This is a genomic window from Cryobacterium sp. Y57, assembly GCF_002929505.1.
Classification (GTDB): Bacteria; Actinomycetota; Actinomycetes; order Actinomycetales; family Microbacteriaceae; genus Cryobacterium.
This window is the reverse complement of the sequence record NZ_PJJL01000071.1, coordinates 245745-257189: the sequence shown is the minus strand read 5'-3', so window position 1 is coordinate 257189 and position 11445 is coordinate 245745. Positions and strand designations below refer to the sequence as shown.

General features: G+C 62.9%; 12 protein-coding genes. 4 read left to right on the top strand and 8 right to left on the bottom strand.

What is annotated here, in order from left to right; translation table 11 throughout:
• Positions 1–72: 72 nt before the first annotated feature.
• Positions 73–690, top strand: coding sequence for a hypothetical protein (locus CXY72_RS15310; protein ID WP_146071200.1), 618 nt, complete (start codon positions 73–75; stop codon positions 688–690).
• An 83-nt stretch (positions 691–773) separates the two neighbouring features.
• Here CXY72_RS15310 and CXY72_RS15305 read toward each other — a convergent pair whose 3' ends face one another.
• The 3 genes from CXY72_RS15305 to CXY72_RS19850 all read right to left on the bottom strand — a co-directional run bounded on the left by CXY72_RS15305 (position 774) and on the right by CXY72_RS19850 (position 2106).
• Positions 774–1307, bottom strand: a complete 534-nt coding sequence (locus CXY72_RS15305) for a GNAT family N-acetyltransferase (protein WP_104128518.1) — start codon at positions 1305–1307, stop codon at positions 774–776.
• 34 nt (positions 1308–1341) lie between these two features.
• Positions 1342–1809: a DoxX family membrane protein gene (locus CXY72_RS15300; protein WP_104128517.1), complete on the bottom strand. Its 468-nt coding sequence runs from the start codon at positions 1807–1809 to the stop codon at positions 1342–1344.
• 132 nt (positions 1810–1941) lie between these two features.
• Positions 1942–2106, bottom strand: coding sequence for a hypothetical protein (locus CXY72_RS19850; RefSeq protein WP_199184058.1), 165 nt, complete (start codon positions 2104–2106; stop codon positions 1942–1944).
• Between the two features lie 158 nt (positions 2107–2264).
• Between CXY72_RS19850 and CXY72_RS15295 the strand changes: the two genes are divergently transcribed.
• Positions 2265–4556 (top strand): FdhF/YdeP family oxidoreductase, encoded by a 2292-nt coding sequence (locus CXY72_RS15295; RefSeq protein ID WP_104128516.1) that lies wholly within the window; start codon positions 2265–2267, stop codon positions 4554–4556.
• Positions 4557–4565: 9 nt separating this feature from the next.
• Here the strand turns inward: CXY72_RS15295 and CXY72_RS15290 are convergent, their stop codons facing one another.
• Positions 4566–4883 (bottom strand): DUF6457 domain-containing protein, encoded by a 318-nt coding sequence (locus tag CXY72_RS15290; RefSeq protein ID WP_104128515.1) that lies wholly within the window; start codon positions 4881–4883, stop codon positions 4566–4568.
• Positions 4884–4981: 98 nt separating this feature from the next.
• Positions 4982–5470 (bottom strand): DUF427 domain-containing protein, encoded by a 489-nt coding sequence (locus tag CXY72_RS15285; protein WP_104128514.1) that lies wholly within the window; start codon positions 5468–5470, stop codon positions 4982–4984.
• Positions 5471–5869: 399 nt separating this feature from the next.
• On the opposite strand from CXY72_RS15285, the gene CXY72_RS15280 reads away from it, so the two are divergent.
• A complete protein-coding gene (locus tag CXY72_RS15280; RefSeq protein ID WP_104128513.1) occupies positions 5870–6703 on the top strand; it encodes an aldo/keto reductase in 834 nt (277 codons plus the stop codon).
• 213 nt (positions 6704–6916) lie between these two features.
• Here the strand turns inward: CXY72_RS15280 and CXY72_RS15270 are convergent, their stop codons facing one another.
• Positions 6917–7918 carry a glutathione S-transferase family protein gene (locus tag CXY72_RS15270; protein ID WP_104128512.1) on the bottom strand — a complete coding sequence of 334 codons (1002 nt, stop codon included), beginning with the start codon at positions 7916–7918 and terminating at the stop codon, positions 6917–6919.
• A gap of 42 nt (positions 7919–7960) precedes the next feature.
• Positions 7961–8275, bottom strand: coding sequence for a hypothetical protein (locus CXY72_RS15265; RefSeq protein ID WP_146071199.1), 315 nt, complete (start codon positions 8273–8275; stop codon positions 7961–7963).
• Between the two features lie 170 nt (positions 8276–8445).
• Between CXY72_RS15265 and CXY72_RS15260 the strand changes: the two genes are divergently transcribed.
• Positions 8446–8862: a VOC family protein gene (locus CXY72_RS15260; RefSeq protein ID WP_104128510.1), complete on the top strand. Its 417-nt coding sequence runs from the start codon at positions 8446–8448 to the stop codon at positions 8860–8862.
• Between the two features lie 15 nt (positions 8863–8877).
• On the opposite strand, the gene CXY72_RS15255 is transcribed toward CXY72_RS15260, so the two are convergent.
• A complete protein-coding gene (locus CXY72_RS15255) occupies positions 8878–11400 on the bottom strand; it encodes an ATP-dependent DNA ligase (protein WP_104128509.1) in 2523 nt (840 codons plus the stop codon).
• Between the last annotated feature and the right edge of the window lie 45 nt (positions 11401–11445).

Below are 11445 nucleotides of genomic sequence, written 5' to 3'. Positions count from 1 at the left end.
GGCCGGTCCGAGGTTCATTCTCACTGACTTGGGCTGCACTCACCGACCAGTACCTTGGACTGGAGTAGTAACGTGACCACAATGCGGCGACTCCATCGCAATCCCAGCTTCCGAAACCCCACATTCTTCTCGACCTGGCTGCTGTGGAGCGTGGGATTTCTTGCGTTCCCGATCGCGGGTTTCGCCGGCACGGCCGTCGGGGGGCGCGTGAGTAACCCCGTATCGGCCCTTATCGGTGGCGCGGTTTGTGGGGTCGTAATCGGCTTCGGCCAGGTGCTGGTCAGTCGGCGTCGTCTCAATCCGCTGAACTGGGTTCCGCTGACCGGGATTGGTTTGGGTTTGGGTCTGCTCCTGGGCTCGACGGTGGTCGACTATCGCACGACGCTTCCGGAGTTGGCCCTGATGGGAGCGATCACCGGGATCGTGCTCGGTGCCGCGCAGGCTGTGGGGTTACCGCCGCGCACGCGCCGACGCTGGCTGTGGGCCCTGGGCATGGCCACGCTGTGGGCGCTCGGATGGACCGTGACGACATTGGCCGGGGTCAACGTTGAGGCACAGTTCACGAATTTCGGCGCCATCGGAGCGGTAGCTGTCACGGCGCTGTCCGGACTCCTCCTACATTTCCTGCTGCCGTTTCATCCCCCGTCAGGCATGTGGTTGCGCTCACGCCCGATCAGTACCTTGCATTGATGCGCAAAGCAGCCTGCCATTCGTCACAACCCGAACGGGGCGCGATCACCGGCTGATGTACGCGCCTCCAAGAGGCGGGATGTTTAGCCGTGCTGCAGAACTTTTTCGAGCACCTCGAGCTGTAGGTCGTTACGCCGGGGTATTCCAAAGCGTGTGTCGAAGTGAAAGGGTTTCTGCACGCCGGTTCGCTGGTAGCCCCGCCGCTCATAGAACGCGATGAGGGAGTCACGCACATCGATGACCGTCATCGTCATCACGGTTGAAGCCCATTCCGAGACAGCCAGGCGTTCAGCTTCGGCCAGGATACGTGTGCCGTCGCCCTGGCTCTGCCCGGTCGGTCGCACGGCGAACATACCGAAATAGGCCCTATCGCCCACATCCTTCGCGATATGCGCGCACCCCACCAGATCGCCTTCGCGTTCACCGAGAAGAACGACGCTGTCGGCGCGACTGAGGTCTCCATGAAGAATGTCGGCGTCGAGGCGCTGCCCGTCGATAAGGTCGGCCTCATAGGTCCAGCCCTTTCGGCTCGCGTCGCCCCGATAGGCGCTTGTCACCAAGACCAGTAAGGCTGGAATGTCTTGGGTCGTCGCGCGACGAAAGGTTAGCGGGTCCATTTGATCCACACTATCGATGGCGGGCATACTCCCGCTATCGCTGTGACGGAGGCCGGGCCGCAACGCGGCTGCGCCAGGCTCGCCATGCATCGGTAGCCCAGAGCGCCCACAGCACGAGCAGTGGCTGAAAGGCGAGGCGGATGCCCCGCGACACATCCGAATTCAGTCCGAAGGAGTCAGTTGCCGTGACGAACTGGGAGATGTTGCCAGGAAAAATTGCCACGAAGAACAAGGCGACGACCCAGCCGACGGGTACCCGCCACCGGTGCAAAGTGAGCAACGCGGTTCCCAGTACTATTTCGGCTATTCCGGAGAGTACGACGACCAGGTCGGCGTCTAGCGGAACCCACGCCGGAACCTGAGCCTGGAATGCCTCCCGGTTGAACGTGAGGTGGCTGATTCCAGCCAAAAGCAGCACGGCACCGAGGGCCAGCCGGCCGAGCAGCCGTGGCAGCGAACGGCGCGTGGGCGCTGCGGCCCCGCCAGTTTCCGGAAAAGTCATGTGCCTTGAGTGTAAGTGTTCAGTCGAGCGTTTGACCAGGACGCCACCAATTATGGTGCGCGCATCGAATCGGGGGTGAAACGACCGAGTTACTGGGCGCCACTGTGAACCCGGGCCTCCTGGGCGCGGCTGCTACCGGCCGAGCAGGCGTGCGAAGAAACCGCCGGTCGATTTCTCCTGCGCATGGCCCTCGCACCGCTGGGCGCGTGGAACACCCTTCATGACCTGGTCGACGTGCTGGCCGCACCCGGCCCAGGTGGTCTTCTGACAGGTCTTGCAGGTGACGGCTCTGCACATGGTGGGTGCCTTTCGTTCGGAATTTCCTCCATTATATACCCATGGGGGTATTAATGACATAATCACAGCACTACCGGATGCTTCCAACCCCGTGGGTGTATCGTGCAAGCGTCGACCGTATGGGCGGCGAAGCGATAACGCAACGAGAGCGGTGCAGCATGAGCAGTGAACCCCCGATCAACGACGTCACCGACATCGACATCGAGGTCACCCACGCCAAAGCCTGGGCCGCCGGCGTACCGGGCGTGCTGCACTCCATGCAGCCGGCAATCACACAGATGGGCGCTGCGCGGGGAATGCGCGCCCTGCTGGCGATGAACCAGAAAGACGGATTCGACTGCATGAGCTGCGCCTGGCCCGACCCCGGGCACCGCAAGGCCTTTGAGTTCTGCGAGAACGGCGCCAAGGCTGTCACCTGGGAGGCCACCCCGATCACCATCTCGACAAGTTTCTGGGCCGAGCATTCCTTGCACGACCTGCGAGAGAAGAGTGAGTACTGGCTCGGCATGCAGGGCCGGCTGGTCGAACCCGTCTACAAGCCAGCCGGCAGCGACCACTACCGCCCGGTCAGCTGGCCCGAGGCGTTTCGCATGATCGCCGCCAAACTCAACGGTCTTGACTCGCCCGACCAAGCCGCCTTCTACACGAGTGGTCGCGCCTCCAACGAGGCCGCATTCGCCTACCAACTGTTCGCGCGCGCATACGGCACCAACAACCTGCCGGACTGCTCCAACATGTGCCATGAATCCACCGGCTGGGCCATGGGCATGACCGTCGGCATTGGCAAGAGCACGGTCAGCTACGACGACTTTGCGAAATCCGACCTCATCATCATCATCGGCCAAAACCCCGGAACCAACCATCCACGCATGCTCACCGCGCTCGAAGAAGCCAAAGATGCCGGCGCGCAAATCGTTGCGATCAACCCGCTGCCCGAGGCCGGCCTGCGCCGCTACAAGAACCCGCAGCGGGTGCGCGGGGTAATTGGCCATGGCACCGAGATAGCAGACCAGTTTCTGCAAATTCGCCTCGGCGGCGACATGGCATTGCTGCAGGCCGTCTCGAAGCGGGTGCTCGACGCCGAGGACGCTGCCCCCGGAACCGTCCTCGATCAAGCGTTTCTTGACGAACACTGCCACGGGCTGACCGAGCTGCGGCAGCATCTCTCCCAACTTGACGAGCGGATGGTGTTGGCCGCAACGGGCTTGCGCGCGGCACAAATCGACGAATTAGCCAAACGCTATCTGGCCGCTGATCGAGTGATCATCACTTGGGCGATGGGGGTGACGCAACAGAAAAAAGGCATCGATACCGTCAAGGAAATCATCAACCTGCTGCTGCTGCGCGGCAACATCGGCAAGCCCGGTGCCGGTGCCTCGCCGATTCGCGGCCACAGCAACGTGCAGGGTGACCGCACCATGGGCATCTGGGAGCAGATGCCGCCGGCTTTCCTCAACGCCCTGCAAGCCGAATTCGGTTTCGACCCGCCACGCAAGCACGGCGTTGATGCCGTCTACGGAGTGCGTGCGATGCGCGATGGAAAGGTGAAGGTCTGGGTGGGGCTTGGCGGTAACTTCGTTGCCGCCATGTCCGACACCGGCATTGCCGAGGCCGCCATGCAACGCACCGAGATGAGCGTGCAGATCTCCACCAAACTGAATCGCTCGCACGCTGTAACCGGCGAGGAGGCGCTGATACTACCGACTTTGGGGCGCACCGAAATCGACGAGCAGGCTGGCGGGGTGCAGTTTGTTTCCGTGGAAGACACGGTCTGCGCGGTGCATCCGTCGTGGGGAAAACTCAAGCCGGTCGCACCAAACTTGCTCTCGGAGGTCGCGATTATTTCGCGACTCGCCAGCGCCGTGCTCGCCGACTCGGTCGCGGTCGACTGGGCCGGATTCGAGGCCGACTACGACCATATCCGCGAGCACATCGCCCACGTGGTCGAGGGATTTGAGAACTATAACGAACGCATCCGGCAGGAGGGCGGATTCATGTTGCCCAACGGGCCGCGGGACTCGCGCACCTTCAACACCCCGATCGGCAAGGCCATGCTGACCACGAACACTCTGGAGTATCTTGAAGTACCGCCCGGGCGTCTGGTGCTGCAGACGCTGCGCAGTCACGACCAGTTCAACACCACCATCTACGGCCTCGATGACCGCTATCGCGGTATTAAGAAGGGTCGCCATGTTGTCTTCATCAACAAGAAAGATCTGCTCACCCTAGGTTTCGTCGATGGAGATCTGGTCGACGTGCACAGCGAGTTCAGCGACAACGTCGACCGGGTGTTACGCGGCTATCGGCTGGTTGCGTACCCGACACCACGCGGTTGCGCCGCCGCCTACTATCCGGAGGCAAACGTGCTCGTGCCGCTCGATAGTGTCGCCGACGGCAGCAACACACCAGTGTCGAAGGCTGTCATCATTCGACTGGAGCGTGCTGTGTGAATCGTGACGCTACTGCGCGGTGTTCACCCAGCCGGTGGCGTCGGGGTGTTCCTTTTCGGGCTGCCGGCAGACGGCGGTGACCACATCCACAGCCCGGGCAACGGCTGTGCGTGAGGGCATCGCCGGGTCGGCTGCGGCGAGACCGGCGGCGTAGCCGACCATGAACGTCGTGATCGGGGCGGCCATCGGATTCACCGCGTGGGCGGCTTCATCGGCGACGGTGAGCACGAGGTCGTTGTCTACCTCGAGGTCCACAATCTGCAGTGCTTGACTGAGGCGACGGATCCACTGCTTGAGAATCTCTTCGTCTACGGCGTTGTGGGTCACAGCAACTCCTTCAGTTTCGAGTACGTCGGATGCCTGGCTGGTCCAAGGCTACCCCAAGCGGAGAAATTCCGTGCAATGAAATTGTGTCGAACCGTGGGCTACCAGCCCAGGGTGCCCGCCGCGCCCTTGAACGGCCCGACGATTTTTTCGGTTATCCAGCCACCGTAAAAGTCGCCGTCTTGTGCGCGCACCGTTTCACCGTCGACCGTGCATCGGTTCATCGCCCCCGGGTAGACAGCGACGCGGTCGGTGAGAGACTCGAAACCAGCATTTGGTGTGGGATAAAACCAGGCGGACCGGGCGCGGGAGCCGACCGAGAGGTACCCGGCAGCGCCCTTGAACTCGCAATAAGAATGACCGGCAGCCGGTTGAAGCACGCCCGGCGTGAAGGCACCCCGCGGTAGGTAATACACCGGTGGATGGCTGGTCTCGAGCACCCGCACGACGTCCCTCGTGTCGGCGATGGTCACACCGTCGAGTTCGATAGTGATGTGTTCCCCAGTATGTTCGACGCGGGGTGGGCGTGGGTAGTCCCAGACGGATTCCTGGCCGGGGCGGATGGGTTCGCGTTGCACTCGCTCAATCATGATCCGATGCTAGGACGGCAACCTGCGAAGAAAGCTGCCGTGCGCATGCCCGTTCCAGCCGGCGTATGTGCGCTGCGCGGACCGGGCGGGCGAACGCCATCCGTTCGATGCGTTGGAGCTGACCGTCGACGAGGTGTCGCATGAGATTCACGACGGCAACGCGCGCCCGTACTCCAACCCTGTGTGCGCGCTGGGAGTGTGCCTGGCCATTAGGCGTGCGGAATATCTCCGTCGGTAGGCTGGTTTTGATGAACGTGCACGCTGTCAGGCACGTTCACCGTGACACCGCTGACGTTCCTAGTGCAACCGAGCAAGTTCTTTACCTGGGCAACACCAGCGGCAAAGTGATCGGCAAGACAGCTAGCGGCGCACTCAAATATCGAACGAGGAGATACATCCATGACCGCAGTCCCCACTGTCACCCTCAATAACGGCACAACGATTCCGCAGCTCGGATTCGGCACCTTTCAGGTCACGCCGGAGACGACCAAGGCGGCGACTCTTGCCGCTCTTGAGGCCGGCTACCGACACATTGACACGGCCGAGATGTACGGCAACGAGAAAGAGGTCGGTGAAGCCGTCGCTGAGTCGGGGCTGAACCGGTCGGAAATCTACGTCACGAGCAAGCTCAACAACGGGTTCCATGACCGTGCCGACGCTTTGGCCGCCTTCGATCGCACCATGGACGCCCTCGGCTTCGATTACCTTGACCTGTTTCTCATCCACTGGCCGCTCCCGGCCGTCGGAGACTTCGTCGAGACCTGGAAGGCAATGGAGGAAATGCAGCTCTCGGGTCGCGTACGCACCATTGGAGTGAGCAACTTTCAGCAGGAGCACCTGCAGCGTCTCTTCGATGAGACCGATACCGTGCCGGCTGTCAATCAGATCGAGGTGCACCCGTACCTCACGCAGGATGCGCTGCGGGCGTTCAACACCGAGCACGGCATCCTAACCGAGGCCTGGTCGCCGCTCGCACAGGGCGCAGTTCTCTCTGACCCGGTGATTACAGAGATCGCCGAGCGTCTCGGTAAGTCTGCCGCTCAGGTCACCCTGCGCTGGCACCTGCAGCGCGGCGACATCGTCTTTCCGAAGTCGGTTACCCGCAGCCGAGTCGAGGAGAACTTCGCCCTGTTCGACTTCGTTCTCACCGAAGCGGATATCGCCGCAATCACTGCCCTGAACCGCAACGAGCGCACGGGCCCGAACCCCGACGAGTTCAACTACATTCCGTAGTCCCTGGTGAACGACAGCGGACACTGACGCTGCCAGCTGTGAATCACCGCACTCGACCTCGCCCACCACGTCATCGTGGTGGGCGAGGCGTTTATCCGGGCCAACGGTGACCGTGCGCTGTCACTGCAACGGTTCAGCGCGCACCATGGCCGGGTGAGCAATCCCAACGAACCAGGGCGCTACGGTCCCGCGATCATTCAGCGCACGATTCGTTCAGCGCACGATTCGTTCAGCGGCCGGTGGCGCCTCGGGCGGGGTGCCGGCGCCGAACGGGCGGCCGCCGAGATCAGCGCGAGAATGCGGAGCCAGCCAGGCAGCAGCATCCGGTCCCTTTGGCACGATGCCACTGGGATTGATATCGACGTGGGTCACGTAATAGTGCCTCTTGATCTGCTCGAAATCGATCGTGTCCCCAAAACCAGGCGTCTGAAACAGGTCGCGGGCGTAGGCCCACAGCACGGGCATCTCGCTGAGCTTGTTGCGATTGCATTTGAAATGCCCGTGATATACCGCGTCGAAGCGGGCCAGGGTGGTAAACAAGCGGATGTCCGCCTCGGTGATCGTGTCGCCCACAAGATACCGCTGCCCTGTCAGGCGCTGTTCGAGCCAATCCAGCCGGGCGAAGAGGGCGTCGTAAGCCCGCTCGTACGATTCTTGGCTGCCAGCGAAGCCGCACTTGTAGACACCGTTGTTCACGTCGTGAAAGATCAAGTTGGCAACCTCGTCGATTTCGGCCCGTAACGTTTCCGGGTAGAGGTCCGGGGCGCCGGCCCGGTGATGGTCTGTCCATTCGAGCTCAAAATCAAGGGTGATCTGGGGATAATTATTGGTGACGACCTTTCCGCTTGGCACATCGACGATCGCCGGCACGGTGATGCCGCGCGGGTACTCGGCAAAACGGGTGAAGAACGCCTGCTGCAGGCGTTCAATGCCGAGCACCGGGTCGACCCCACCCTGGTCGAGGTCGAAGGTCCAGCTGTTTTTGTCATGGGTGGGACCGGGTAGGCCGAGAGAAATGACGCCTTCGAGGCCCAGGAGGCGGCGCACGATCGTAGTGCGGTTCGCCCACGGGCAGGCGCGGGCCGCAACGAGTCGGTAGCGGCCCGGTTCAACCGGCCAGCCGTCGCGGCCATCCCGGGTGATGCGGTCCTCGATGTAATTGGTGTCGCGATTGAAGTCCAGGCCGGGCTTGATGTAGCTGGGGTTGAGGCTCATACATCCACGCTACGCGACTGGCGTCGAACTGTCCGGGTCAATTTAAACTTCCCCGCGCAACTCCGCCGTGATCTCGGCGTCGGTGCGCGCATCGATGATGCCCCACATCATGTGGGTGGGACCGCTGCCGTCGCTTGGCTCGACCCGTGGTCGGCTGGCCCAGCCGTGCGCGACGGAAGCGGCGCCGAGTTGCGCAAGCGAGGCGCTGACCAGCATCTTGCGAATCTTGCCAGCCAACACGGTGCCATCGGGTGCCTGACGCCAGCCGCGCTTGTGGGCGAGTACCCGCCCGATTTCTTCGTCGGTCAGCCAGCGCGAAAAGCTGCGGGTGGGCGGGTCGATGGCGATCAGCTTCATGCCCATACTGTACCCGCCCGCGTCTTCCTGCCGTCCACTCCGCGCTGCTCAACGGCTGCGCCCCCGGCTCACGGCCTGTGGTGATCAGGGCTCGTGCGAATGCCTGATTTAGGTAATAATCACAGAACCATATAGACAAGCACGCACCGGACGAGCGAGGAGAATCAACCATGAGCAGTCGTCTCAACCCATACCTCGGATTTCGCGACAACGCCCGCGAGGCGATGGACTTTTACCAGAGCGTGTTCGGGGGCGATATCGTTCGCACCACTTACGGGGAATACGACGCGAGCGAAGATCCGGCTGAGAAGGACAAAATCATGCACTCGGAGCTGACGACCACGAGCGGGTTCTCCCTGATGGCCTCCGACACCCCCAAGAGCATGGAGGTCCCAACGAGCAGCAGCGTCAGCGTCTCCCTCAGCGGCGAGGACGAGGCCGAACTCACCGGGTACTGGGACAAGCTGATCGATGGCGGCTCCGTCATGATGCCACTCAATAAGGCACCCTGGGGCGACAGCTTCGGCATGGTGACCGATAAGTTCGGCACAGCCTGGATGGTCAATATCAGTGGGACGCCCGCCTGAAGAAAATTCTGGGCACTACTCGATCGTGATGTCACCGGGTGTCTTGTCGGGGCGCCACCCCCGCCAGGATGGCTGGCGCAGCCGAGCGGTCGCGGTCCACTCGGCGAATTCCACCTCAGCGACGAGTGTGGGGCGCACCCAGACCGCGCCGTGAGTATCCGTTGGCAAAATGTCGCTGAACGGTGTGGTCTTCTGAACGAGTCCGGTCAGTCGGGAACGGATGTCGGTCAGGTCGCGTTCCCCGAACCCCGTGCCGACCCGGCCCACGTAGCGCAGCCCGGTGTCGGTTGGTACCCCGAGTAGCAGCGAGCCGATCGCGCCGGACCGGTTGCCGCGACCGGGTCGCCAGCCGCCCACCACCACTTCCTGGTTGCGATAATGCTTGATTTTCACCCAGTCGTGGGACCGGCGACCCATCGCGTAGCGCCCGTCGAGCCGTTTGGCCATGACCCCCTCCAGTCCCAGTTGGCGGCTGGTGTGGAACGCCTCGGAAAAGTCACCCTCAAACCGCGGCGGCACCTGGGTCGAGCCGGTTGCCGTGACCGCGGACTCGAGCCGGTCGCGTCTCGTGCTGTAGGTCAGGTCGGTGAGTGGGTGTCCGTTCTCTTCGAGCAGATCAAACAGCAGGAACTGCACGGGCGCTGTCGTGGCCGCCGACGCGATTTCCCGAGCTTCGGTAAGTTTCATCCGCGTCTGCAGGAGGCCGAAATCGGGCCGCCCGCGTTTATTGACGGCCACGATCTCGCCGTCAAGCACCGCGGAATCCGTTTCTGACCGCGCTGCTACCGCGGCAAGGAGGTCGGCCACGAGATCTGGATACGACGCGGTCACATCGTGCCCGTTGCGGGTGACCAGGCGAACAGCCTGATCACGCAGCGACACGTAGGCGAGGGCCCGCATCCCATCCCACTTCATTTCAAAGGCCCACCCCTCGTCGCCGAGGCTCGCTTCGGAACCAGCAGCGGCGAGCATGGGGGAGTAGGCGTGCTTCGGTGGTGCGGGCGTCATGGGAGCCGCGGGGATGCTGTGCGGCCGGGCATTCGTGCGCGAGCCGCCCGAGGTCGAAATGTTCGGCTTCATGCGGTGAATCAGCCAGTTGTTCGTTACTTTGCTGCTGTGGCTGTGGCTGTGGCTGTGGCTGTGGCTGTGGCTGTCGCTCGTGCGAAGGAGGGCAAACCGGGCGGTGCCGCCGAGTCCGGCGTCTGGTTCGCCGTGCAGGGTCACGATGACCTCGTCATCGCGCCACTTTTCGAGTTCGTACTCGCCGTGGTCCCAGATCGACACGTCGCCGGCGCCGTATTCTCCGATCGGAATACTTCCCTCGAAGTCGCCGTACTCAAGGGGATGGTCCTCGACGTGTACCGCCAGCCGGTTCTGTGCGGAGGTTACCGGCACACCGCGGGGCAGCGCCCACGACACCAGTACCCCGTCGTGTTCGAGCCTCAAGTCCCAGTGCAGGCTGCGGGCGTGGTGTTCCTGAATGACGAACGACGAGCCAGCGGATGCCGCAACTGACACGGCCGGAACCGGTTCGGGTGTCTTCGCGCCGTCCCGCTTGCCGCGGTACACCGTCAGCCGGTCCGGCGTGACGTGCGCCGGGGCCGAGCCTGTGCTCGCTGGGCCGGCGTCACCGACCGGGTGCTCAAAAAACCCGGCCGTGAGCTGCGCGAGCGGATCTTCCCGTCGTTTCAGGCGCGCGAGTACCTGCTTGTAGTCGAGCTGCTCGAGGTCGGTCGAGGCGAGCTCCTTCCAGGTACGCGGGGTTGCGACCATGGGGTGGCTGAGCCCTCGCAGTGAGTACGGCGTGATGGTGGTCTTCGCGGCGTTGTTTTGACTCCAGTCCACCAGGACTTTGCCGAGTCGGAGACTTTTCTTCGTGTCACTGACCACGAGGTCGCGGTGGTCGGCCTCAAGGGCGCGCGCCAATTCATGCGCCACGGCCGAGACCTGGTCGGAGCTGTATGACAGGTCGAGCGCCGCATAGAGGTGGATGCCCTTGCTCCCGCTGGTCACCGGCATCGGTTCCAGCCCCATGTCGTGCAAAATCGCCCGGGCCAGCCGCGCAACCTCGGCGCACTCGAGCAGTCCAACCCCCGGCCCCGGGTCGAGGTCGAGCACGAGCCGGTCCGGATTGCGCGGGGTACCGGTGCGGCCGAACTGCCACTGCGGCACGTGGATTTCGAGGGTGCTCATCTGCCCGAGCCAGGTCAGGGTGGCGAGGTCGTTCACCAGTGGATAGATGTTGACATGGTCTTTGTGCTGGAGCTCGCGCCGTTTCACCCAGCTCGGCGTCGATGGCTCCAGATTCTTCTGAAAGAACATCGCGCCCGGGTTCTCGCTCGTGCCGACGCCGTGCACCCAGCGTTTGCGGGTAGCCGGGCGGTTCGCGGCATGACCGATGAGCACATCGGCGCTCGCCGCGTAATAAGCCAGAACGTCGGCCTTTGTGGTTCCGGTCTTTGGATATAGGACCTTATCGAGATGGGTGAGCGTAATGCGGTGCCCCTCGATGGAGACCACCTGGCTGCTGGCGTTCATGCGTCAACTGTGCCGCGGAAACTCTGGGTCTACTAGGCGACGAAT